Source organism: Psychrobacter sp. YGAH215, from assembly GCF_007280595.1.
Taxonomy (GTDB): Bacteria; Pseudomonadota; Gammaproteobacteria; order Pseudomonadales; family Moraxellaceae; genus Psychrobacter; species Psychrobacter faecalis.
This window is the reverse complement of the sequence record NZ_VKLR01000001.1, coordinates 214,704-239,624: the sequence shown is the minus strand read 5'-3', so window position 1 is coordinate 239,624 and position 24,921 is coordinate 214,704. Positions and strand designations below refer to the sequence as shown.

General features: G+C 43.6%; 21 protein-coding genes. 11 read left to right on the top strand and 10 right to left on the bottom strand.

Going from position 1 to position 24,921, the window contains the following annotated elements:
* Window positions 1–267 precede the first annotated feature (267 nt).
* The gene (gene glmM, locus FOR85_RS00930; RefSeq protein ID WP_144296307.1) at window positions 268–1,638 is read left to right on the top strand and encodes a phosphoglucosamine mutase; all 1,371 of its coding nucleotides are present in this window, start codon (window positions 268–270) and stop codon (window positions 1,636–1,638) included.
* Between the two features lie 60 nt (window positions 1,639–1,698).
* A complete protein-coding gene (pdxH, locus tag FOR85_RS00925; protein WP_190295468.1) occupies window positions 1,699–2,358 on the top strand; it encodes a pyridoxamine 5'-phosphate oxidase in 660 nt (219 codons plus the stop codon).
* Window positions 2,359–2,471: 113 nt separating this feature from the next.
* Here pdxH and FOR85_RS00920 read toward each other — a convergent pair whose 3' ends face one another.
* Window positions 2,472–3,575 (bottom strand): HlyD family secretion protein, encoded by a 1,104-nt coding sequence (locus tag FOR85_RS00920; protein WP_144296305.1) that lies wholly within the window; start codon window positions 3,573–3,575, stop codon window positions 2,472–2,474.
* Between the two features lie 101 nt (window positions 3,576–3,676).
* Window positions 3,677–4,630 carry a hypothetical protein gene (locus FOR85_RS00915; protein WP_223808447.1) on the bottom strand — a complete coding sequence of 318 codons (954 nt, stop codon included), beginning with the start codon at window positions 4,628–4,630 and terminating at the stop codon, window positions 3,677–3,679.
* A 202-nt stretch (window positions 4,631–4,832) separates the two neighbouring features.
* On the opposite strand from FOR85_RS00915, the gene FOR85_RS00910 reads away from it, so the two are divergent.
* The 3 genes from FOR85_RS00910 to FOR85_RS00900 all read left to right on the top strand — a co-directional run bounded on the left by FOR85_RS00910 (window position 4,833) and on the right by FOR85_RS00900 (window position 6,985).
* Window positions 4,833–5,444: an IS607 family transposase gene (locus FOR85_RS00910; RefSeq protein ID WP_144296304.1), complete on the top strand. Its 612-nt coding sequence runs from the start codon at window positions 4,833–4,835 to the stop codon at window positions 5,442–5,444.
* Window positions 5,441–6,595, top strand: a complete 1,155-nt coding sequence (locus FOR85_RS00905) for an RNA-guided endonuclease TnpB family protein (protein WP_093071385.1) — start codon at window positions 5,441–5,443, stop codon at window positions 6,593–6,595. The genes FOR85_RS00910 and FOR85_RS00905 overlap by 4 nt, the downstream gene beginning before the upstream one ends.
* A gap of 168 nt (window positions 6,596–6,763) precedes the next feature.
* The gene (locus tag FOR85_RS00900) at window positions 6,764–6,985 is read left to right on the top strand and encodes a D-arabinono-1,4-lactone oxidase (protein ID WP_223808446.1); all 222 of its coding nucleotides are present in this window, start codon (window positions 6,764–6,766) and stop codon (window positions 6,983–6,985) included.
* 61 nt (window positions 6,986–7,046) lie between these two features.
* Here the strand turns inward: FOR85_RS00900 and FOR85_RS00895 are convergent, their stop codons facing one another.
* From FOR85_RS00895 to FOR85_RS00875, 5 genes are all read right to left on the bottom strand, one after another.
* The gene (locus FOR85_RS00895; RefSeq protein ID WP_144296303.1) at window positions 7,047–7,682 is read right to left on the bottom strand and encodes a glutathione S-transferase family protein; all 636 of its coding nucleotides are present in this window, start codon (window positions 7,680–7,682) and stop codon (window positions 7,047–7,049) included.
* Between the two features lie 28 nt (window positions 7,683–7,710).
* Window positions 7,711–8,388: a type 1 glutamine amidotransferase domain-containing protein gene (locus tag FOR85_RS00890; protein WP_144296302.1), complete on the bottom strand. Its 678-nt coding sequence runs from the start codon at window positions 8,386–8,388 to the stop codon at window positions 7,711–7,713.
* 109 nt (window positions 8,389–8,497) lie between these two features.
* On the bottom strand, window positions 8,498–9,547 hold the full coding sequence (locus tag FOR85_RS00885) for an NADP-dependent oxidoreductase (protein WP_144296301.1): 1,050 nt from the start codon (window positions 9,545–9,547) through the stop codon (window positions 8,498–8,500).
* Window positions 9,548–9,687: 140 nt separating this feature from the next.
* Window positions 9,688–10,905, bottom strand: a complete 1,218-nt coding sequence (locus FOR85_RS00880; protein ID WP_144296300.1) for an iron-containing alcohol dehydrogenase — start codon at window positions 10,903–10,905, stop codon at window positions 9,688–9,690.
* Between the two features lie 229 nt (window positions 10,906–11,134).
* Complete coding sequence (locus tag FOR85_RS00875) at window positions 11,135–11,737, bottom strand: TetR/AcrR family transcriptional regulator (RefSeq protein ID WP_144296299.1); 603 nt, start codon at window positions 11,735–11,737, stop codon at window positions 11,135–11,137.
* A 539-nt stretch (window positions 11,738–12,276) separates the two neighbouring features.
* On the opposite strand from FOR85_RS00875, the gene FOR85_RS00870 reads away from it, so the two are divergent.
* On the top strand, window positions 12,277–13,767 hold the full coding sequence (locus tag FOR85_RS00870) for an aldehyde dehydrogenase family protein (protein WP_144296298.1): 1,491 nt from the start codon (window positions 12,277–12,279) through the stop codon (window positions 13,765–13,767).
* A 113-nt stretch (window positions 13,768–13,880) separates the two neighbouring features.
* Here FOR85_RS00870 and FOR85_RS00865 read toward each other — a convergent pair whose 3' ends face one another.
* Window positions 13,881–14,117, bottom strand: a complete 237-nt coding sequence (locus FOR85_RS00865) for a hypothetical protein (protein ID WP_144296297.1) — start codon at window positions 14,115–14,117, stop codon at window positions 13,881–13,883.
* A gap of 395 nt (window positions 14,118–14,512) precedes the next feature.
* On the opposite strand from FOR85_RS00865, the gene FOR85_RS00860 reads away from it, so the two are divergent.
* Window positions 14,513–15,766, top strand: coding sequence for an NnrS family protein (locus FOR85_RS00860; protein WP_144296296.1), 1,254 nt, complete (start codon window positions 14,513–14,515; stop codon window positions 15,764–15,766).
* A gap of 73 nt (window positions 15,767–15,839) precedes the next feature.
* Window positions 15,840–16,433, top strand: coding sequence for an Rrf2 family transcriptional regulator (locus FOR85_RS00855; RefSeq protein WP_144296295.1), 594 nt, complete (start codon window positions 15,840–15,842; stop codon window positions 16,431–16,433).
* Window positions 16,434–16,678: 245 nt separating this feature from the next.
* Here FOR85_RS00855 and FOR85_RS00850 read toward each other — a convergent pair whose 3' ends face one another.
* Both FOR85_RS00850 and FOR85_RS00845 read right to left on the bottom strand, forming a co-directional pair.
* Window positions 16,679–17,425 carry a hypothetical protein gene (locus FOR85_RS00850; protein WP_144296294.1) on the bottom strand — a complete coding sequence of 249 codons (747 nt, stop codon included), beginning with the start codon at window positions 17,423–17,425 and terminating at the stop codon, window positions 16,679–16,681.
* 195 nt (window positions 17,426–17,620) lie between these two features.
* Window positions 17,621–18,664, bottom strand: coding sequence for a dienelactone hydrolase family protein (locus FOR85_RS00845; RefSeq protein WP_144296293.1), 1,044 nt, complete (start codon window positions 18,662–18,664; stop codon window positions 17,621–17,623).
* A 438-nt stretch (window positions 18,665–19,102) separates the two neighbouring features.
* Between FOR85_RS00845 and FOR85_RS00840 the strand changes: the two genes are divergently transcribed.
* The 3 genes from FOR85_RS00840 (at window position 19,103) to FOR85_RS00830 (ending at window position 24,697) form a co-directional block, all read left to right on the top strand.
* A complete protein-coding gene (locus FOR85_RS00840; protein ID WP_144296412.1) occupies window positions 19,103–20,287 on the top strand; it encodes an MFS transporter in 1,185 nt (394 codons plus the stop codon).
* Window positions 20,288–20,601: 314 nt separating this feature from the next.
* The gene (locus FOR85_RS00835; RefSeq protein WP_144296292.1) at window positions 20,602–22,266 is read left to right on the top strand and encodes a fatty acid--CoA ligase; all 1,665 of its coding nucleotides are present in this window, start codon (window positions 20,602–20,604) and stop codon (window positions 22,264–22,266) included.
* A 334-nt stretch (window positions 22,267–22,600) separates the two neighbouring features.
* Window positions 22,601–24,697, top strand: a complete 2,097-nt coding sequence (locus FOR85_RS00830; RefSeq protein ID WP_223808445.1) for a propionate--CoA ligase — start codon at window positions 22,601–22,603, stop codon at window positions 24,695–24,697.
* Window positions 24,698–24,921: the final 224 nt, after the last annotated feature.

Below are 24,921 nucleotides of genomic sequence, written 5' to 3'. Positions count from 1 at the left end.
CTTTTTATTATTTAGATGCCTTGTCTCGGTTTAAGGCTTATACTTGATGTATGTTAAAAATACTTCGCTAATGCTGGAGTGGGTTTTTAGTAGCCTTAAAAAGGATAAGGCGCATAGAAAGAGAGCCAATAAAGAAAATTTATAGCAGCAGATAGTTTTAAAAGCGTTTCTAAAAAAGCGATTGTCTATCAATTAGCTTCTTTTAAAACAATGACAGTCTGGGCGCCCGTTTGATTTTTTACTTTATAAAATTGAGGAACAATAATAATGAGTTACTTTGGCACTGATGGTATTCGCGGCAAATTTGGTGAGTTACCGATTACCCCTGATTTTATTTTGAAGTTAGGTTATGTGACGGGGCTGGTGCTGATAGAAAATAATAATAATCCTGCGCGCAAACCCAGTGTGGTGATAGGTAAAGACACGCGTCTGTCCGGCTATGTGATTGAAGGGGCGCTGCAGGCGGGCTTTAATGCGGCTGGGGTTGACGTCCATATGCTAGGGCCACTACCGACGCCTGCTATCGCGCATTTGACCCGCAGTTTTAACGCCGATGCTGGCGTGGTCATTTCTGCTTCGCACAATCCTTATTTTGATAATGGCATCAAGTTCTTCTCAGGAGATGGCAAGAAACTGACCGATGAGATGCAAAGCGCAATTAACGATAAATTGACCGCAATTATGGATGCCTCAAATTCCGATAATAGTGCCATCATGCCAATCCTCGATCCGGCGCGACTGGGCAAAAACAATCGTATTAATGATGCGAAAGGGCGCTATATCGAATTTTGCAAAGGCAGCTTTCCTTATCAATATGACTTAGACCATTTAACCGTCGTCGTCGACTGTGCCAATGGTGCAGGTTATAGCGTTGCGCCGCGTGTCATGCGTGAGCTTGGCGCCAATGTTATCGCAATTAATAATAAACCTGATGGCATTAATATCAATGCCAATTGCGGCTCAACCCATCCTGAAAATCTGCAAAAAGCGGTACTTGAATACGAGGCTGATGTTGGTATTGCTTTAGATGGCGATGGTGACCGTATCGTGATGGTCGATGAAGCCGGTGAGCTAGTCGATGGCGATGGTATTTTGTATGTACTGGCTACCCAAAGTCAAACCAAAGCCGAAGGTGTCGTGGGTACCTTGATGAGTAACATGGGCTTAGAGTTGGCGTTAAAAGACGCTAATATCGCGTTTACCCGTGCAAAAGTTGGCGACCGCTATGTCATGCAAGAGCTTGAAGCCAATGGTTGGATACTAGGCGGTGAGCCATCTGGTCATATTTTATGCTTGGATAAAAGTCGCACGGGTGATGCTATTATCGCAGGTTTGCAGGTGCTCGCAGTGATGCAAGCACGCGGTAAGGCACTTAGCGATTTGACCGAAGGTTTTGAAGTATTACCACAAAAACTGGTCAATGTACGCTTATCGCAAATGCAAGATCCGTTTGAGCATGAAGAGCTTGTCGCAGCTTTTGATAAAGCGCGCGCTACCTTAGAGGGTCGCGGTCGCCTGCTTATCCGTCAGTCAGGTACAGAGCCGATGATTCGGGTCATGGTTGAGTCAGACGATGAGATAGAATGCGATGTGATGGCCAATGATTTGGCCGATAAAATCAAAACGGTTTTAGGCTAAACGTCTTGGTTAAATAGACTTATATTAATATTCGAAAGTTAGCGAGAAACAAACATGAGTATGGATTTTACCGATCAGCGCCTATCGTATGAGAAAGGGCAACTCGACCAGCAGTCAGTACCAGACTCACCATTTGAGCTGCTACATGCATGGATGAATGAAGCGATAGCAGCAGAAGTGCAAGAACCTTATGCGATGAGTTTAGCAACGTGCGGCGCAGACAATAAGCCCAGCGTGCGTATCGTTTTGCTGCGCGAAATTACTGACGCAGGCATCGTGTTTTATACCAATTACGAAAGCGCCAAGGGCCAAGATATCGCCGAAAATCCCAATGCCGAAGCGCTGTTTTTTTGGCATAAGCTTGAGCGTCAAATCCGTATCAGCGGCAATATTGCTAAAATAGACGCTACTAAATCAGCGGCTTATTTCCAAAAACGTCCGCATGATAGTCAAGTGGGCGCGTGGGTTAGCCAGCCACAAAGTGGTGAAGTTGCCAATCGCGAGGTCATGGAGCAAACGTTTGAGCAGTTGCAAAATGATTATCCAGCAGACAGTCAAGTGCCAACCCCTGAGTTTTGGGGTGGCTATGAGATTACGATTGAGAGCATCGAGTTTTGGCAAGGCCGTGCCAATCGTATGCATGACCGCATTGTTTATACGCAAGACAAGAGTGGCACGGGCGACGCGGCAAAATGGACAACCAAACGTTTGTTACCCTAAGCTTGATCGTTTTAATGACAATCTATTACAAATAAAGAAGCCTCTTTAAATCTGGTTTGACAGTTGTTTAAAGAGGCTTTTTTTTGCGCTGTTTTTTAGTCTAATTTCTTGCATTAACTTTTTGCTTTGGTATCGACATTCACTGACACTGACATACCTGGACGTAACTGCGCAAGGTTAGGCTGGTTTTGGGCCAAGTCAATTCTAACGGGAACGCGCTGAGCAATTTTGATATAGTTACCCGTCGCAGGGTTGGCCGCGCCGGCACTCACGTATAGTCCTTCTTTGACACTGATTTGACTCAGCTGCCCAGATTCTGGTGCGCTAATAACGGTATTGTCTAAATTGATCTGAGCTTGCTTGGCACCGGCTTCTGCGCTCTTAATGTTGGCATCTAAAGATGAGCGGCTACCACTGGTCTTCTCGCTTGCCTCACGAGCCACTTGTAAATTCGCTTCTGCTTGTTGCACGTTGGCCTGCGCTTTTGCAAGTTGCGCTTTGATATGCGCCACTTCTGCCTTTGATACTGCACCGATAGCGTCTAAACCTTGATAACGCTTCACATCTTCACGCGCACTGTCGACGCTGACTTTAGCACTATATAAGTCCGCCTCGCGTGCTTCGATTTGCGCTTGGCTGGTTCCTGTATCCTGCGCATTACTAGCGCGATTGGTCACAGCGATTTCAATGTTTGCCTGCGCTTGTTCAAGCTGCTGCCTAAAAGTACGATCGTCTACTTTGATTAATAAATCACCTTCTTTAACAGTGGCAAAATCCTTAACAGCTACCTCAGTCACGTAGCCGGATACTTGCGGACTGATAATGGTGGTTTGTCCTTTAACAAAAGCATTATTGGTTTGCTGCACCGTTGGAGTAAAGGGCGGCAGCTTCCAAGCGTACAAAATTAATGCCACACCAATCACAATCAAGGCGATTAGTATGCCTAAATTTAAATAAGATTTCTTCTTCGGCGACCAGCCATCGCTGCTAGGAATCGGCTCCTTTGGCGGTATAGGCGGCATGGACGGCTCATCACTGTCAGTAAGATTATCATTAACAATACTCTCGTCATTAACAAGCCTGTCGTTAGCCGGCTTATCTATATTGACCGCAGCATTTGGATAATTTGTTGCATCAGGAGCATGAGTGTTGTTGGTTAGTACGTCAGAGGCGGGCTTAGGGTTTTGGTTAAGCTCATCAGATTTTTCTTGACTCATGCCGCGCTCCTAAAGTTTGAATAGTTATCATAAGTTTTTTTTGCATTAATTAATATGTTAAGTGGCATTTTTAAATGAAGAAAATGCTTTAATTATTTGGGCTATTTTGCTTCGCGCATTTTTGCAATCGCTGCCAATTCTTTAGCCAATGGATTACGTTTATGGTAGCGATGATACAAGTAATTTAGTAATAAAATCAGCGTTGTGATGGAGGCGATAGTTGCCATAAGAAAAAATAAATCAGCATAGGCGGCGACCGTCGCTTGGCGCTGAATGCCTTGCAATACTTGTCCCATCGCCGCGACATTTGCTTGATTGGCATCCGTGATTTGGGTAGATAACATACGACGTACGCCTGCGACTTGTGCCATTAAGGCCGGGTCGCCTAAATTAAGCGAGCCGACCATATCGGCGTAGTGTATCTGTGTGCGTATGGTGGTAAACGCTTGAATCGCTGCTGCGCCTGCAAGTCCGCCAATGGTCTGCGAGATGCTAAAAATAACCGAAAAACGAATAATGTAAGCGGGGCCGTTAGCGATAGCGCGAAACATCCCTTCAAAAACCATGGGACCCATAAAGTAAACGGCAGCAAAGGCAATCATAAATTGACTGACATAAAACATATAAGGAGCAGAATTTAGCGAAATATCTGTATCTAGCCATGCGCCAACAGCAATCAGTGCCACGGCGAAAATGACCGGACGGCGTAAATTCATCGCATTAGTCCTAAAAATACTGATGACCAAGGCCAGAACGCTGGCGGCAAGTATCACCGCATAAAAGGTAATCAACTGATCATTTCCGTAGCCCAAATTGGCCAATAAACCTGCTGCACCGACATTTTGCTCGGATAATAAAATACGCATCACCGCGCCGGTTATCGTAAAAGCGATGATATTGCTGCTACGCATCCAGCGCACTTGTAACATTGGGTTTTTACGGTGCGTTTCAATCCATAAAGCGATGCTAATCGTCACCACCGCGATGATGAGCGGATAGCTCAGCCAAGGCGTCGTCCACCACTGGATACGCCCTTGAACCAGAAAGACTGCCAAGGCTGCAAGTCCGCTAGCAAAAAACGCAAAGCTTAAAAAATCCAGTTTTTCGAATACTTTTTCGGTATTGCCAGGTGGTAGCTCTAAGATATTAATCAGGGCAAAGCAAATCAGGGTTGCAAACAGTTAAATAAAACATATACAAACCTACCTATTTATTACTATAATAGATAGATTATATCTATAATATAGAGAGCAAGTTATGGGGAAACTGGTTAGTATTGGGGAGGCTGCCAAACATTTCGGGGTTGCTCAATCCACATTAAGACGTTGGGATGAGGATGGTACGTTAGTCGCCAAGCGAACCGAAAACGGGCATAGGCGATATGATTTAAGTGAAATCAGACCGCATTCCTTGAATACACCACCTAAATTAGACCGAAAAACCATTGCTTATGCTCGTGTGTCGAGTCGTGATCAAAAAGACGACTTACTTCGCCAGTCTCAAGTTTTGGAACTTTATTGTGCCAGGCAAGGCTGGACTTTTGAGACGATTACCGATCTTGGTAGTGGAATGAATTATAAAAAGAAAGGCTTAAAAGACCTGCTTGATGACATACTGAGCAATAAAGTTGAACGGCTGGTAATTACCCATCAAGACAGGCTTTTACGATTTGGTGCAGAACTGGTTTTCATGTTGTGTGAGGCTCGTGACGTTGAAGTGGTAATAATCAATCAAGGTGAAGAGTTGAATTTTGAGCAAGAATTAGCCCAAGATGTATTGGAGATTATCACCGTATTTTCAGCGAGGCTATACGGCTCTCGCAGCAAGAAAAACCAACAATTAATAGAGGCGGTTAAAAAAGCATTATGATCCGTGGACACATTATCGAACTCAAGCCAAACAACGTACAGGCAAATCACCTTGCTCGTGCTTGTGGCGTGGCGAGAAAAGCCTACAACTGGGCTTTGCATGAGTGGCAGCGGCAGTATGCGCTTGACAAAGCGTACCGTGATGCGTGTTTGGCCGCAGGCGTTGAGGTTGATACTAAAAATCTAAACAAGCCCTCACAGGCGAAGCTCAGACGCGAATTGAACGCCATTAAGCGTGAATTATTCCCCTATATGCTGGAAGTGACCAAATGCGCTCCGCAGGCGGCAATCATGCAGTTGGGTGATGCTTATAACAACTTCTTTAAAGGCTTAGCGAAATACCCAACCGCTCGTAAAAAAGGCCGTGACGATAGATTCAGTTTATCCAACGACCAATTTGCCATTAAAGGTAAATCCATTCGTATCCCAAACTTGGGCTGGGTTCGCTTAAAAGAAGCTTTACGTTTTGACGGCAAGATCATGTCAGCCACCATCTCTAAACGTGGCGGTAAGTGGTTTGTTAGTGTGGCTGTTGAAATACAAAAAGCTGTAATTCCTACTAAAAAGACAGGTAAAAGCGTTGGTGTTGATCTTGGTATTACCGACTTACTGGTTTTATCAGACGGCACTAAAATTAAAGCGCCAAAACCACTTCAAGCAAACCTTAAAAAACTAAGAACGCTAAACAAAGCGCTCAGTCGCACTAAAAAAGGCAGTAAAAACAGAGAAAAAGCGAAAACCAAGCTCTCTCGTTTGCACTATAAGATCAGGTGTATTAGGCAAGATTCTCTCCATCAAATCACAACAAGTCTGGTTAATGAGTTCGATGTGATTGCGATTGAGGATTTGAATGTCAAAGGTATGGTTAAGAATAGGCGGCTATCAAGAGCTATCAGTGACTTGGGTTTCTTTGAGTTTAAGCGACAGCTTATCTACAAAGCCACTGAGCAAGGCAAGGTTGTGAAATCAGTCGGACCCTTCTACCCAAGCTCAAAAACCTGTTCAAACTGCAATCATATCCTTGGTAAAGATGAGCTAACATTGAAAATGCGTGAGTGGTTGTGCCCTAACTGTCAGGTTTCTCATGACCGTGACCTCAACGCCAGCATCAATATTTTAAATAACGCGACTGTTATTTTAACAGCTGCATAATCCTGTTTATTGGACGGTGAGTTCCATCGCCAATTAAAAAAGTCTGTGGAGTCGTGGTCAGTCTAAATCTCAAATGAGAAATAGCGCGTGACAATGAAGCAGAAAGAAAACGTCAAACCTATCTAATAGTCAATATTGGCTAGGTTTGAGTAAGATTTTTGGAACGGTATGGACTGTGAGCCATTGTTTAAATGGCTGTACGAGTATATGAAAAAATGGCAGGGTCGCCCGCATTGGGGCAAAGTGAATAAATTGAGCCGTATAGAGCTGCAAAGCTTATATCCTAAGCTAAATCGTTTTTTGGAGATACGCCGTGAGTATGATCCTGATAATGTCTTTATGAATAGCTGGCTTGAGCAAAAGTTTTGCCTTAAGCCCTTAACAGCTTAGCCATAAAAAAAACAGCTCATAAAGAGCTGTTTTTTCATATTAAACCATTGAAATGTCTTACTTAGCGCTTAATAGAGTCATCATAGTTGGCTTCCAAACGCATGGCGCGTTGGTAGCTATCAATGCTCGTCAGTTGCAAAGCATACTGTTTGATATGGGTGTAGTCTTCTAACGCGCCGCGCTTAGCGAGCATGATTAAATCAAACGATAGCATGAAGTCAGCGCCACTGAGTTTGTTGCCGACGATAAACGTTTTGTCTTTCACCTCATTATCTAAATAGCTCAGGAGTTTGTGCTTTTCTTGAGCGATATAACCGGTCAAAAACGCATTGTCGCCAACGCCTGCTTTAGTGGTAAACAGCTCAAGCAATAACGGCAACATCAGCGAGCTTTCGGCAAAGTGAATCCACTGCAAGTAATGACCATAATCAGTGCTGTCGGTCGCAGGGCGTAATTGCTCTGGCGCAAAACGCTCAATCAATAGCTCAGTAATCGCCCCAGATTCGGCGTAAAGCTCGCCATCCATCTCAATAACCGGAGATTTACCGAGTGGATGAATTGCTTTTAGGCTATCAGGTGCTAGATGCGTGTTGGCATCGCGCTGATGGCTAATGATTTCATAAGGTTGCTCCAATTCTTCTAGTAGCCATAACGTACGTAGTGAGCGTGATTGATTAAGATGATGTAAGCGAATCATGATGTCAGCCTTTTTGCTGTATTTTATATTAAGCGTTCAGTTTAGCCAGTAAGCGTTTGGCAGCTTCTTCTGATGAGGCTGGGTTTTGGCCGGTAATCAATAGACCGTCTTCGACGACATACGATTCCCAATCTGCGCCTTTTTGATAGTCACCACCATTGGCTTTTAAAACGTCTTCCAATAAGAAAGGTACGACGTCAGTGAGCTGTACACCTTCTTCTTCGGTATTGGTAAAGCCAGTAACTTTTTTACCTCTAACCAAATACTCACCATCGATTTTGACGTTTTTCAGCGCTGCAGGAGCGTGACAAACAAAAGCAACCGGCTTGTCTTGCTTAACAAAGCTTTCAATTAACTCGATGGAGTTTTTATCGACTGCCAAATCCCATAATGGACCATGACCGCCTGGATAAAAGACAGAATCGAAGTCTTCGGCTTTTACGTCGGCAAGCTTTTTGGTATTGGCAAGACGCTCTTGAGCATCTTTGTCGTCTTTAAAGCGTTTGGTGTCCTTGGTTTGCGCATCTTCCGTATCGCTACTCGGATCGAGTGGTGGTTGACCGCCAGCAGGAGAGGCTAAGGTAATATTGACGCCAGCATCTAAAAAAGCATAGTAAGGGGCGGCAAATTCTTCGAGCCAAAAGCCGGTCTTTTTGCCAGTATCACCTAATTTATCGTGTGAGGTTAGTACCATTAAAATATTCATAACTGTCCTTATTTATTATTGATATTGGTATTGATGCTTGTTGGTATCCATCGTTAAGTATTGCTGAGAGATTCTATTGCTCTTAGCGTTGCGCTATTTAAAATAACCACTACTGAACGTCAGCAACTTTAACCACGGTTTTACCGAAGTTTTTACCCTCTAGCATATCAAAGAAAGCTTGTGGTGCTTGTGCTAAGCCATCGACAATATGCTCTTTGGTTTTAACTTTACCCGACTCAACCCATTCACCCATGGTTTTTAAGAACTCTGGGAAATAATCGCCGTACTCTTCAAAGATAATAAAACCTTTGATAGTCAGGCGTTGGCTCAGGATAAGACCCATCAACATACCGAGACGGTCTTTGCCATCAGGAAGGTCGGTCGCATTATATTGTGACACCAAGCCGCACACTGGGATACGCGCATGAGCATTTAGTAATGGCAATACGCCATCGAGTACTTTACCGCCAACGTTTTCATAATAGATGTCGATACCATCTGGGCAAGCGTTTTTCAGCTGTTCGGCAAAGTCGTCGGCTTTATGGTCGATACAAATATCAAAGCCCAATTCTTCGACCGCATAAGCGCATTTTTCCGCACCGCCTGCCACACCAACGGTACGCAAGCCTAAATGCTTGCCGACTTGTCCGACCGTTGCGCCCACAGGACCAGTTGCTGCTGCGACGACTAAGGTTTCGCCTTGTTTTGGTTTACCGATATCGGTTAAACCCATGTAGCCGGTAAAGCCTGGCATACCAAGGACACCTAAACCATACGAAGGGTTGGACATATTCTTATCAAGTTTTAGCACGCCTTCGCCATCACTGACGCTATAATCCTGCCAGCCTGAATTTGATACCACCAAATCACCAACGGCAAATTTATCGATATTAGATTCGACCACTTGGGCGACCGTACCGCCAAGCATCACATCGCCGACTTCTAGTGGGTCAGCATAGCTTTTTGACGCGCTCATACGTCCGCGCATATAGGGGTCAAGCGACATGTATACCGTGCGCAGTAGCATTTGCTTATCGTTAGGTGTTGGGATGTCGCTGATGGTCAGCTCAAAGTTATCTTTGGTTGGGGCGCCATTCGGGCGGCTGGCAAGTTTGATTTGACGGTTTTGTTGCTGGTTTTGTTGTTCATTAAAGCTCATGTTAAAGCTCCTTATTCTAGTTATTATTCTAGTTATTGGTTTTTTAACGTTTTAAAATTCTTAAAGTCAGTAGCCATACTAAGGTGGATGGCTACCGATTGTTGTGGATAAGAAAGTTACGATGATAAGGCTTTAAATGATTAGGCTTTGCTCGTCACGGCGCGTTCTAAGATGCGACGTGATACGTCTAAATCATTTTTGCCATGCTCGCCCAATTTCACCATTTTGTGCGCTTCAAGTTGCTTAATAATAGGGTCAATCGCCGACTTATCTAACTCAGCATCTTCTAAGCTCACTGGCAAGCCAAGCTCGCGGAAGAAGTTCTCAGTATGCACAATAGCAGTTTCGATGATGGTATCGTCGTCTAAATCTGTATCTGTAATGTTCCAAACGTTACGCGCATATTGGAGCAATTTGTCTTTTTTACTGTCTTTAAGCTCACGCATGACTGACGGCAGTACAATCGTGAGCGTGCGAGCATGGTCAATCGCGTGTAGAGAAGTCAATTCATGACCAATCATATGCGTCGTCCAATCTTGTGGCACGCCCGTGCCAATCAGGCCATTCAATGCCATGGTTGCTGTCCACATGATGTTTTTACGCGTTTCTAAATTCTCTGGGTCGGCCTTGACCGCTTTACCTTCTTCGATAAGAATTTTTAATAAGCTCTCAGAAAAGGCATCTTGCACTTTGGCATTAATAGGATAGGTAAGGTACTGCTCCATGACGTGAACAAAGGCGTCAGCGACACCGTTCATCACTTGGCGTTCAGGTAATGTCAAGGTTTTGGTAGGGTCCAAAATTGAGAATTTAGGGAAGGTAAGCGGGTTGCCAAAGGGTAGTTTTGCTTGACGTTCGCTATAGTTAATTACGCCGCCAGAGTTCATCTCAGAACCGGTCGCTGGAATGGTCAATACTGCGCCTAAATCAATCGCTGAGTCGATGTTTTTGCAATAGCTGGTCAATGCGTCCCACGCTTTTTCACGAGAAACCGTACCATCTGTGCTACCTTCTTCAGTTAATGAAGACACAAGGGCGACAAATTTACTGCCATCAATGACTGAACCGCCACCAACGGCCAATAAGAAATCAATATTATGCTCATTGACCATGTCAGCGGCTTTTAGCAGCGTGGTAAACTCTGGATTGGCTTCAATACCGCCAAACTCAAATACTTCACGGTTGCCGTTAGCACCTAGCGCATTTTTTACTTCATCTAAGGTGCCAGTACGCTGCGCTGAACCACCGCCATAAGTGATTAATACACGTGCATCGGTTGGCACCAGTTCTGACAATTTTTTGATTTGACCTTCGCCAAAGACGATACGAACGGGATTGTAATATTGAAAGTTATTCATAAAATTCCTAGTTGTTAATGAGAAGCTGTAAGGTGAGTTTTAAGAAGTGTGTAGGTTGTGAGCGCAAAAATTAGATCGTAGTAACTTTTGCTGTTTGAGCGTATTTTACATCAACTAGACCGGTCGTCTAGTAGTTTATTATTAATTTTACAAAACTATCGTATAACCGAAAATCGTCATTGATTAGCTAGCGGTCTAAATAGTTGCTCATGGAAATTCTGAATAATATTTAGCGACCAAGTTGCGAGGTGGTCATCAGCCAAACTTCTGCCAATGGTGTATCGGTTTGACTGATTTTAGCGATTAAGCTGGCACCTAACCACGCAAAGTACCAACGCTTAGCCATACTTTCAGCGGCGATATTATCAAGGTGAGGAATTGAGCCATCTGCCCAGCCGGCTTTTATTTGCTCAGCAATCCAATTAACAGTTTGCTGATAACCTGCATACAAGGCTTTACGCATGGTTTCTGAGATATCAGCCACTTCAGCGCTGAGCTTAACTACCAAGCATTTTCCATGGTCGCAGCCGTTTTGCTGGGTGTCATACCAGTTCTGAAAATAATTATAAATCTTTTGTTGCGCGCTAATATCTTCAGCTGCAATCGACTCTAAGCGCCTTTTATAGTTAGCAAAATAATGCTCGATGATGGCTTCACCAAAAGCTTCTTTTGAAGCAAAGTAATGATAAAACGAGCCTTTAGGTACCCCGGCAGTATCGAGTATTTGTTTGATACCGACAGCGGTAAAACCTTTTTGGGCAATAAGCTTATAACCTATCGCTAACAGAAGCGCCTTCGTATCGGATGGAATAGGGGTGGTAATATCAGACATAAAGAGGATGTTCTCCTTAGGGTATTATTTGGTTATGTAATCGAATGGAAATCAGTTAAATAGAAACCAGGGTTGAGAGCACTACTTTGACAATAGTTTTAAGCGTTACGTTTTCTCAACAATACATAATGATAAATTATTCTTGTTTTTGTACTTACTATGGTAGCATTAGACCAGTCGTCTAGCAAGTTACGTTTGGTAAGAAGGCTTTTATTTATTAACGCAACTTATAAATGAATTCTTTTATCAATAAAACCTTTTATCAACGTTGAGCAGCAAGTTTTTTGCACGATAGTTGTGTCGACTGTTTATAAAGTGATACAACCTAGAGTTTTATACGCCAATCTCAAATTATCGTAGGCTTTTGATTTTTATAGAATTTAAAATTCTAATTGTTTTAACTGAAATTTTAAAAACTAAGTAAACCAATACCTTAGAAAAATAAGTTGAGAGTGGGGTGTTTTATATAAGTTTCTATCTAAAAAATACTTTTAATTGAATGGCTCTTAAAAACAAACTTAAAATAAATAAGGATAATTATGTCAACCGATACTAAGCATACTCAACAAAGCGCGTATAACGATTTTCATTTGCAATATATCGCTGGTACTTGGCAAAAAGGTCAAGACGATAGCGTCAATACCGATACCAATCCTTTTAATGGCGAAACCTTGGTAGAGATTCAGCAAGCAACCGATAAACAGCTCGATGAAGCTTTTCAGGCGGCAACCAAAGCACAGGCAGAATGGGCGAAGCAAACGCCAGCCCAGCGTGCAGCGGTATTATATAAAGTTGTCAATATTTTTGATGAGCGTCAAGAAGAAATCGTTGAGTGGTTAATTAAAGAGTCGGGCAGTACCCGTATTAAAGCCATGGTCGAGTTCGGTAGTGCGCGTGCGATTACGCTTGAAGCGGCTACTTTTCCTAACCGCGTGCATGGCGAGATTCGCCCTTCTAATACGCCGGGTAAAGAGAACTTTATTTATCGTGAGCCGATGGGCGTGATTGCTGTGATTAGCCCATGGAACTTTCCTCTACATTTAACCCAGCGTTCTATTGCGCCTGCGTTAGCCTTGGGTAATGCCGTGGTGCTCAAACCTGCCAGTGATACGCCGATTACTGGCGGTCTACTATTGGCAAAAATATTTGAAGAAGCGGGTCTGCCAAAAGGGCTGCTGAGCGTGGTCGTTGGCGCAGGTAGCGAGATTGGCGATGCGATTGTTACTCACGATATTCCAAGCTTGGTGTCATTTACTGGTTCAACGGCGGTTGGCAAACATATCGGCGAGCTTGCTAACAGCGGCGATTATATAAAGCAAGTGGCGCTTGAGCTTGGTGGTAATAGCCCATTTGTGGTGCTAAAAGATGCCGACATCGAACAAGCGGTAAAAGCAGCAGCCTTTGGTAAATTCCTGCACCAAGGACAAATCTGTATTGCGATTAATCGCATCATTGTCGAAGATGAGATTTATGATGATTTCGTTGAGCGTTTCCTCGCTCACGTAAAAACCCTAAATGTCGGTGATCCTAGCAAAGAAGACACCGCAGTTGGCCCTATCATCAATAAAAAACAAGTCGAATCGCTACAAGAAAAAATCGCCAAAGCGCAGAAAGAGGGTGCTAAGATGCTATTAAGTGGTGAGATTAAAGGTCAGGTGGTGCCGCCGCATATCTTTAGTGAAGTGACGCGTGAGATGGACTTATCCTGTAACGAAGTTTTTGGCCCTGTGGTTGGTATCATTCGTGCCAAGGATGAAGATGATGCGCTGTCGATTGCCAATGACTCTATGTATGGTCTATCGAGTGCGGTCTTTACCCAAGATATGGAAAAAGGTCTGCGTTTTGCGCGCGGTATCAAAGCGGGCATGACCCATATCAACGATATCTCGGTCAATGATGAAAGTAATGCGCCGTTCGGTGGCGAGAAAAACTCTGGTATCGGACGCTTTAATGGTGAGTGGATACTAGAAGAATTTACCACTTTGCATTGGATTTCAGTACAGCATAAACCACGTGAGTATCCGTTCTAATCAACGTATTTTGGTTAGACGTATTTAATTAAACGTACTGCTATGAAAAAAGACCGCCTTGATGGTGGTCTTTTTTCTTACTAATAATGTCGTGACTCTAAAAGTTGATTATTCTAATGTTGCTTAGTATGAAAACCCAATAACGCTTCGATTTCCTCGATAGACATACGTCGGGTCAGTGCTTGCTCTTCTACCGTCAAGCGATTGGCGTGCTCTTTAATCATGGTATGGATACTGCGCGCGACCTCTGATGTCGTGGCATAATACATTTGTGGTTGTTGTTCGGTCAGTAGGGTTAAAAAACGATTAACAATTTTGCGTTTTTCAATTGGTGCATGTGCTTCTGTCATGACATTCTCCTCAAGGTGGACCATTTATGTAGTCAAATTAGCCGTGGTCACTATTGATGATGGTAATAATGAAAGCAGATATCAAGGTGCTGGCTACTTTAGCGCTTAGTTCGTAGCGCTTAGCTTTTAGAATTTACATTTATATCGCCGTAAATTCGCCGATATCAGTCATTTGCGATAAGTTATTTAATAGCCGTGGTTTAGCATAAATGATAGAATATAGATTAATATAATATAAGTTATCTAGTGTAGCGCGTTATATAAATCAAAGCTGTATATAATAAGTGCGTTAATTCATCGTAACAGTCATATAGTTTCAGTTGTATTATGTATAACATTCATTTAGAATATATCTTTAAGACATACCTTCTAACTTTGACTATAAGAAGTCTGTTATGCAATCAATCAATTTACCTACCAAACCGCCAAGCTCGCCGCATCCTATTCTTAACCTGAGCTTTCGGATATTTTTTAGTGCCGCGGCTTTGTTTGCCATTATCACAATGACTCTATGGGCGTTTGTGTTTACCGGACACACGGATATCGATGCGCAAACGTTAAATCCGCTGTATTGGCATGGTCATGAAATGATTTATGGCTATGCGCTGGCAGTCGTGGCGGGATTTTTATTGACCGCAGTGAAAACCTGGACGGGTGTGATGATGCCGCATGGTTATAAGCTGCTCGGTATTTTTATGTGTTGGTTGCTGGCACGCTTGGGCTGGGTAGCTTTCGGCCTCGGTATCACGGTTGCTGGTAGTGGGGTAGCCTTACTATATGCCGCGGCGATATTTGATTTATTGTTTGTCGGCTGGATGGCATTTGTGATTTCTCGGGCAGTGCTACAAGTGAAGCAATATAAGCAGATGGGTATTTTAGCCAAGCTTACGCTTCTAACACTCGGTAATGCGCTATGCTATTGGGGCATTATAAGCGCCAATATGAATTTGACCAAGTTAGGTATCTATTTAGGCTTTTACCTGATTATCGGCCTAGTGTTGACCATTGGTCGCCGTGTGGTGCCGTTCTTTATCGAGCGTGGTTTAAGTATTCCAAACGCTAAAGGCGAAAAAGAAGAAGTCACAGTACGTAATAATAAAGCACAAGATATCGCAAGTTTACTGTTTTTCTTTGTTTTTTTCCTCGTTGATTTATTTTACCCCAATAAATACTTGCTGACCATCAGTGCCCTTGGGGTCGCAGTGGTCAACATCGTGCGCTTGGCCGGCTGGTATCATCGTGGCATTTGGCAAAAACCACTCTTATGGTCGTTATATATCGCATTTTTAGGGATGTGTCTGAGTTTTGTGTTATACGCACTACAGCCATGGCTCGGTTACAGCCACAGTATCGCCGTCCATGGATTATCCATCTCTGGCGTTGGTATGATGACAGTGGCAATGATGGCGCGGGTATCGCTCGGTCATACAGGTCGCAGTATCCATCAACCGCCTAAAATCGTCAATCTTATGTTTGCACTGATGGTGCTGACGTTTGTCAGTCGAGTATTTTTACCATTAGTCGATATGAGCCATTACTTGTTATGGATTATGACGGCGCAAGGTGTTTGGATTGCTTGTTTTGCACTATTTTGCATCAGTTATTTACCGATGCTGGCACGCCAACGGCCAGATGGCTTATTTGGTTAATAAGGTTTTGACGTGATCAACGTTATTTTACAACGTCAAGTTAATATTCATCTCAAACAGGGGAGCGCAAAAAATGCGACTGACCAACTATAGTGATTATGCGCTGCGCTCATTAATATATTTGGCGATTAAGCCTGAGCCGCATCTATTGGCAAATATCAGTGATATTGCCAACAGCTACAATATTTCTAAAAGTCATTTGACCAAGATTATCCACCAACTGGGGCAGCTTGGTTATATCGACAGCGTACGCGGTAAAAATGGCGGTATTCGCTTGGCTTGTCGGCCAAAGGATATCAATTTGGGCGTATTGATTAAGCAAATTGAGCCAGATTTTAATTTGGTTGAATGTTTTTCGACTGACTTATTAGTAACTGCCAAACCCGATGCTAATACTAATAGCACGGCGAATAGTCCGGTTATTAGTGAAGACAGCGGGGTCGCTAAAGATTTGGCTTTGACGCTTATCGACGAAGAGGCCAGTGCGGTGGTCAAATCAGGCTGTATCATTAGCCCTGTCTGTCAGTTAAAGCAGGTATTTTTTGAAGCGCTGACTGCTTTTATCAACGTCCTTGAGCGCTATACACTGGCGGATATTATCAGTAATGAGTCAGAATTGGCTGAGCTATTGTTTTATAGAAATAACCTTAATGGCTTTGTAAAATAGAAGCTTTATATAGTCAGTGCAAAATAAAAGCGATACGTTATAGCTATGTGCGACTGGTATAAATTTTCCTTGCTTGCTGTTATCACAGAGGCTACGAAAAATTCATCCCAGTCGCACTGTAACAATTTTAAAGTGATTCTACTATATATAAAATCGCCACAAAAAAAGGCTGCCCCACTAGTAATAATATGGGTAGCCTTTTTTATTATCAATTTCTAATTCATTCAACTTAAGCATCTAAACGTTTAAGATTTTTCAAGCTTCGGACGTGCTTTATCGATGGCTTTTAATAAAGCGTTTTCAAACTCGCCTTCCTTAAACTTCACCAAATAAGAATGCGCGGCGCAAAAGTTTCGTACCTCACGCCATTCATGTGCCAAATTGGCCGCCCAATCGCAGTATTGCTTGCCAGCATCAGGCTCATCCTTAAGCGCTTTTTTGGTGGTTGGGTGCAATAGCAGCTCAGGCAACACCGCTTCTAGGAGTTTGGTTGGCGGACTCATAAAGGTGTCATCGACGTGTAGGCTTTTACTGGCAGGATGAAAGGCCAACAGCGACCCTGCATGAATCATCTCATTAGGTGAGATATAGTGAATGCCTTCTGACATAGAAAACTTTAGCTCAGGATAACGCTTGGCGACGGCCTCGCTTTCGACCAAATCGTCTGCCCATTGCACCTCAGGGATTTTTTTATGATGACGGCGACTGCCATAAAAAGTCGCTTGCGGGAAATCTTTTGCCATCTGCGCGCAGTGAATCGTATGAAAAGGATGGACGTTGAGCACGGCTTCGACATCTTGCCCATTATTGGTTAAGGCCATTACCTCATTGCGTACGTCGCCGGTAAGCTCATAGCTATCTAAAAAGACAAAACGCCCTGAATCTAACTTAATCAGTGAGCATTGAGTACCTATATTAAGGACGCCGCCTATGCGAAACGTACCGCGAATATTCCAAAATCCTGCGCCTAAATCATGTATTTTATCGGTCATTAATATTCTTCCTTAATCATTATTTTATGAGTTTTTTTAATTGTTAGTCATAGCAATAAATATGGATAGTTTTTGATTATGGTTTTTTAAGCATGCAAAGTCTGTAAGCAAAGGGATATCAGGACTATAAATATGTAAGTTCGAAAAAGATGAAGGAGAAAAAGTATTAAATACAAGGCAATTTAAGAGCAGTGCTTATCCACAATCTTTATGATCGTAAGAAGATATACGGGGGCTGTTGCCATAGTTTTCGTTATTGCATAAAAATTTATCGAAGCGAGTATCACCATTGATGTAGCGATGCATCCAAGCAATACCCGGTTTGCTGAGTAATATCTCATTAAAGCGATAGCTTGGACAAAAGTGGCTGCCGTTTTTTATTTCAATCTTTATTTTTGGCCCAGCAGCATGATTATAAAACGGACTGCTGTACTTTTTATTAGAGGCAATGCGGTCATTTTGGCAGGTAATAAATAACGCGGGCGTGTCCATAATGCCGTAGTCTTTATCATGATAAGGCGTTTGCGGAATAATGGCGCGAACGTCACTGCGCTGGGTTGCTAACTGCAGCGCGCCACCACCGCCCATCGACCAGCCGATGGCGCCCAAACGTGTGCTATCTATTTGCGCACCTACCGTACTATCGCTCACAATATGATCGAGGGCAGCGCTCAACTGCGTTGCACGGCTATTTGGGTCATCATAAATAGAGTTGGTGTCGATAGTAATCACCACAAATCCCCAAGATGCCAGACGCGGACCCCACCATTTAATCGATGCTTCATAAGACACATAACCGGGAATCACTGCGATGCCGCCTAACAGGCCGCAGTCTCCAGCATTGGTAGGATAATGAATGGTGCCGCCGCCAAAGCCATTTGCTAACTGACGAGGAATGGCTTTACTTGCCACCGTAAAAGGACCATTATCACGCGTAGCTGATAGCTCAGCTGCGGTAATGACACTATCAGCGATACAGTTTGATCTGGAGGCTGTAAATGTGGTGGTGGTCAAAGTTGCTTTACTTGCAGGCACTTTGGCTAATGATGCAGGGGTTAATAATATTTCGTTTGAAGTCGCTTTGGTTGCTGTAGTTGGTAAGGTAATGTTTGATTGCTCTTTAATTGAAAAGGTTTGAATTGTGTCTGTTGGTTGTGCTGCGACTGCTGCCATATTCACAGAAATAATCAGTGTGCCGGTTAGGGCAATCAATCTTAGATAAAAAGGGTTGTTTAACATGATAAAGGGTCTGTTAGATGATAGTTGGTTTTAATAGCAAAGCAAAATAATAGTAGACAGTAATCTATTCGCTGTCAAAAATAACAGTCACATCTACAGTGCTAAAACGGCTTTTATAAAGCGGCATTTAAAAAGCTGGCGTGAATAACATACCGAAACCTGAGTCTGGTATTTGCTGTGATAAAATCACCAATCAGCCATCTTTTTATAGCCAGTTATAAGTTTTATGCTAGGCATGATGTAATTGCTACCACTTATTTCTATCACCCATGCGTCATTTAGTACGAGCCAGCACAAAAGTCAGCTCTAGCTAAAAAAGCACTCAATATAGTAAGTCATACTTTGAACAATCATATAAATAACAGTATAAATAATGATAGCGATGTTAATGGCAAAGCCGCTGGTATTAGCCAAGATAATAGCGTCAGCAATCGCCGTATGAACACACCCTTTGCCGCGCCTTCATGGGTACTTAAGCTGACGATTGGCTTGATTGGGATGTTTGCTTTTTTGCAGGTCTATTCTATTCAAGCTATTTTACCGGTCTTGATGATGGATTTCACCGCAACTGAGGTGCAGGCGGGCATGATTGTTGGTGCCACCATATTGGCAATTGCTATCATGTCACCATTTTTGGGCATGCTGTCTGATGCAGTAGGACGCAAGTCATTTATCGTTGGGGCGTTATTGTTTTTAGCGATACCCACTGCGTTAATTGCCCAAAGTCCGAATATCGGCTGGATGGGCATGTGGCGCTTTATGCAGGGATTGTCTGTGCCCGGTATTACGGTGGTGACGATTGCTTATATCGGCGAAGAGTTTGAGGGACGGGCGCTCACTGAGCTGATGTCGTTTTATGTGTCAGGGTCGGTGCTCGGCGGCTTTATGGGGCGCTTTTTACTTGGGCACTTGCACGAGCTTATTGGTTGGCGCGCTGGCTACTATGTGATGGCAGGTATGACGCTGATCGGGGCGCTGTGGGTGGGTAAAATGCTGCCCGCATCACGGCACTTCGTTGCTAATCCCAAATTTCGCTCAGCCATGCAGACCCTCGGTGAGCATTTGGTCAATCGCTATGTTGTCACTTCCTGTTTGCTTGGTGCTTGTGTGTTGTTCTCGTTGGTTGGCTGTTTTACCTTTATTAATCTACATTTGGCCGATACACCTTATGAATTAAGCACAGGTGCGCTTGCCAATATTTTTGCGGTGTATTTAATTGGCGTTGTCATCACCCCATTATCGACGACGTTGCTGCGCCGCTTTGGTTCAGCGCGTACGGTTCGCGTGGCAGTTATTATCTCGATGTTTGGCGTGCTCTTAACGCTCGTGACGCCGCTTTGGGGCATCGTACTGGGGCTTGCCATCATGTCTAGCGGCGTCTTTATTACCCAAGCGGCCACCATCAGCTATATCGCGGTCAATGTCAAAAAAGGACGCTCATTGGCCTCAGGCTTATATTATATGGGCTATTACGCGGGCGGCACGATGGGCGCGTGGCTCTGCGGCATTGCTTACGCGCGTGGACAATGGTCGCTGACGATTTGGTTATTATTGTTTGTACAAGTGCTGGCTCTATTGGTCGCTAGCATTGGGATGGTCAAAACAACGGCTCGCGCGGAGTAATATAGATTTTTACTACCCTTTAACATACACTTCTAACCTCACTCGACCCTATAACCTAACTTGCCATAACACAATAATCTAAGTATTTAAACGTCAATCAAAGAACCTATAGTCGTCAGCGACTTACGCAAGCAGGCTTTACATGGCTTAGGTTTTTTCTTACTATCAATGAAGCTTATCAAGAATGACGATAAGTATTGCCATCAATAATAGCCACGCGTATACCGATAAAAATGCTCTGTTTTTATATGCTTCTTAAACCTTATTAAAAGTGCTTTAAGATAATTAAAATCACCCACAAGGAAGTCAAATTTATGTCAAATATTTATCATAGTGCGCCGTCAGCCTACGATTATCCCTTAATCGTCAAGCAACTCTTAAACCGTGCCAAAACGGTGTCGCTAGAGCAAGAAATCGTTTATGCCGATAAAAAACGCCTCACTTATAAAGAATTTTTTGAGCGTATCAATCGTTTAGCCAATGTTTTAGCCGACCTAAATCTTGCTGCCGGTGATGTGATTGCGGTGATGGATTGGGACAGTCATCGCTATTTAGAATCGTATTTCGCCGTACCGATGTCAGAATATATTTTGCAAACCGTCAATATCCGCCTGTCACCTGAAAAAATCCTCTATACCATCAACCACGCTAAGCCAAAAGTATTGCTACTAAACTCTGAGTTTGCGCCATTGGTGAAAGACTATCAGTTTGAAAACTCTAGCATTGAGCATATTATTTGGCTTGATGACAATGGCGTGTCACATGAAGGCGTCTTTGGCGGTAATCAAAATCGCGTCACTGGAGAGTATGAAGCATTGTTAGAGGCCGCCAGTAGCGAGTTTGATTTCCCAGATTTTGATGAAGATACTATTGCCACGACTTTTTATACTTCAGGTACAACAGGCGATCCAAAAGGGGTGTTCTTTAGCCACCGCCAACTGGTCTTGCACAGTCTGACGGAAGCCGCGACCTTGGGTATGCTGCCCAATAAACAAGGCGTCAGTTACGGCGATGTTTATATGCCGATGACGCCGATGTTCCACGTTCATGCGTGGGGCTTCCCGTTTACCGCCACAATGGTTGGTTTAAAACAAGTCTATCCCGGACGTTACGCGCCTGATGCCTTGATGGATTTGATTATCAATGAAAAGGTCAGTATCACCCACTGCGTACCAACGATTTTGCAGATGGTACTCAAAGAAGCGCAAGAGCGCGATGCCAGTTTTAATGGTTTAAAAATGATTATCGGTGGTTCGAAACTGACGGAAGGCCTAGCGAGAGCAGCATTGGCGCAAGATATTGAGGTTTATACTGGCTACGGCATGTCTGAGACTGCACCGCTGATTAGCTTGACAGAATTTAGCCTAAATGAGCCTGAGATGTCTGAGGACGAAGATATCGCACGCCGCTGTATGACGGGTAAGCCAGTACTGATGGTGGACGCTCAAATATGGAATACTGATAATGAGTCCGTCGGTACGGGCAAAGACAATACCGGCGAGTTGGTGCTGCGCGCGCCTTGGCTAACACAAAGCTATCTGAAAAATGACGATGCTGGTAAAGAGCTGTGGGAAAATGGCTATATGCATACCCAAGATATCGCCTATATGCGTCCTGATGGTTATATTAAAATCACCGATCGTTTAAAAGACGTCATCAAGTCAGGCGGCGAGTGGATATCGTCATTAGAGATTGAAACGATTTTATCCTTGCATCCCGCAGTCGCTGACGTATCGGTGATTGGTATCCGTGATAAACAATGGGGCGAGCGTCCGCTAGCTTTGATTGTACTCAAACCTGCCTGTCAAGATACTAACGCCGATGACATCAAAGCGCTTGCCGAACAGGCGGTAGCGCGGGGAATTATTCCTAAATACGGCGTGCCCAGTCAGTTTAAGTTTGTCGATGAGCTGCCAAAAACCTCGGTCGGTAAACACGATAAAAAAGTCATGCGCGAAATGTACGATGAGCAGAAATAAGACTTCATTAAATAGTCAGCTGTTTAAAACGCTTGCGTTAAGCAAAATATCAAATGGCTGACATGCGTAGTAGTTGACCTTTATCTCTAGCTCTGCTACATTTTAAACCGATACATAACGTATCGGTTTTTCAGTTCTGGCAGGGACAGCCAGTTTTATACTATGATAGTATTGAATAAGAGCGTATCTTATAAAGCGTCATATTATAAATATGATCTCTATAAAAGCGCTTTTTACAGTTTATAAAATCATCTCTTATAAAAGCACTTTTTATAGTATCGCTTGTTATAAAAAAATACAGCATTACCCATCGTTTACGCTAAGGACAGCCATTATGAACGAGCAAGCCATTCGTCGAAATTCTCAACAAACCAGCCAGCCAGCTATAAATCACAATAATAATCAAAACCTTACTCAATTCTCTAGCCAAGATTCTCACCCATCATTTGATAGCGCGCAAAGCTTTGCCGATATTTATCAATCCTCTATTGATAATCGCGAGCAGTTTTGGGCGGAGCAAGCCAAGCGGATTTATTGGCACAAAGAGCCTGAGCAAACCCTTGATGACAGCAATTTGCCATTTGCCAAATGGTTCGTCGGCGGTGAAACCAATCTTTGCTACAACTGTGTCGATCGCCATCTTGCAGAGCGTGCTGAGCAAGATGCCTTTATTTGGCTATCCTCTGAAATTAACCAAGAGTTAATCGAAACTTTTCCTGCCGTAGTTGATGCTTTTAATGATTTGGGCAATAACGTTGAGCTTTATACTGATTATACTAAGCGGCGCCTGACTTATAACGACCTTTATAAAGAAGTAAATTACTTCGCCGATGTGCTACAGCGTCATGGTATCGAGAAGGGCGATCGCGTCATCATTTATATGCCGATGATTTTAGAAGCCGCTTATGCCATGCTCGCCTGTGCGCGTATCGGTGCGGTGCATTCGGTGGTGTTTGGTGGCTTTGCAGCCCATAACTTGGCCATCCGTATGGATGATGCTGAGGCAAAAATGGTCATCACTGTCGATGCAGGTCTACGCGGCGGTAAAGTGATTAATTATAAAAGCCTCGTCAATCAAGGTGTTGAGCAAGCGACAATCAAGCCCGAGTATGTACTAGTGGTCAATCGTGGTGTATTACCGTTCGAGCCAAAATCTATCGATGTCGATTATGCAGCCCAGCGCCGTATCAGTTGTGAGGCCAATGCTATTGTTGAGCCAGTTTGGTTAGAGTCCAATACGCCGTCGTATCTTCTGTATACTTCAGGCACCACTGGGACGCCAAAGGGTGTGCAGCGCGATACCGGCGGTCATGCAGTGGCGCTAACGACGTCGATAGATTATATCTACGATGGCAAAGCGGGCGAAACTTTTTGGGCGATATCTGATATCGGCTGGGCGGTTGGGCATTCTTATACCATTTATGCGCCGTTGCTCGCTGGCATGACCAGTGTCATGTATGAAGGTTTGCCGCATCGTCCAAACCCAGGTATTTGGTGGCGGATTGTCGAAGCAAACAAGGTGAATATCTTATTTACCGCACCGACGGGTGTGCGTATGCTTAAAAAACAAGATGAGACTTGGATGACCCGCTATGATGTCTCTAGCCTTAAGTCATTCTTTTTGGCAGGTGAGCCACTCGATGAATCAACGGCCAATTGGTTAACCAAGCATTTAGGGGTGCCGATTTTAGATCATTATTGGCAGACAGAGTCTGGCTGGCCAATTTTGAGCAATACACCCAAATTTAATCATAAACCGCACAAACAAGGCTCGCCCGGTTATCCGATGTATGGCTATGATGCCCACGTCATCAATGAAGAAACCGGCGAGCTTTGTAAAGCTGGTGAAAAGGGCTTACTCGCCATTCGCGCTCCACTGCCGCCTGGTTGTCTCACGACTGTATGGCGTAATGACGAGCGCTTTATCAGCAGCTATTTTGGTCTGTTTGATGGCAAGCACTACTCTACATCAGATTATGCAGTGACCGACGACGACGGCTATTTTTATATTTTAGGACGCACCGATGATGTGATTAATGTCGCCGGTCATCGTATTGGCACGCAGGAGATTGAGGAAGCCATCAGTACTCATCCAGAGATGGCTGAATGTGCGGTCGTGGGTATCAAAGATCAATTAAAAGGCGAGTTGCCGATTGCTTTTTGTGTGTTAAAAGACCATGAGCAAGTGGCGACGACCGAAAACCGTTTCCGTATTGAGCAGCAAGTGATTGGTGCGGTAGTAAAATCCTTGGGCGGTATCGCTCGTCCAGCGGCGATTTATTTCCCGCAAGCATTACCCAAAACGCGCTCTGGCAAAATCTTACGCCGCGCTATTCGTGCTTTAGCGGAAGGTAATGAAACGGGAGATATGTCAACGCTTGACAATCCAACGGCGATTGATGCGATTAAAAAATCGATGAAAGATTATTAATCTAATAGCGTATTAATTGAAAAAATTCAGTCATCTTAATATCGGGAAAAGCTCATGTACCATCATGGGCTTTTTAGTTTTTAGACTGATAAATTTTATAGATGGCGACTATCGCAAATAAAATTTTGATAAAGCGCTTGACCCTAAAATTGATTTATTGCTATAGTCAATAACGATACGAAATAAATCATTTTAAAAAAATATTTAAAGGGTAATAATGGACA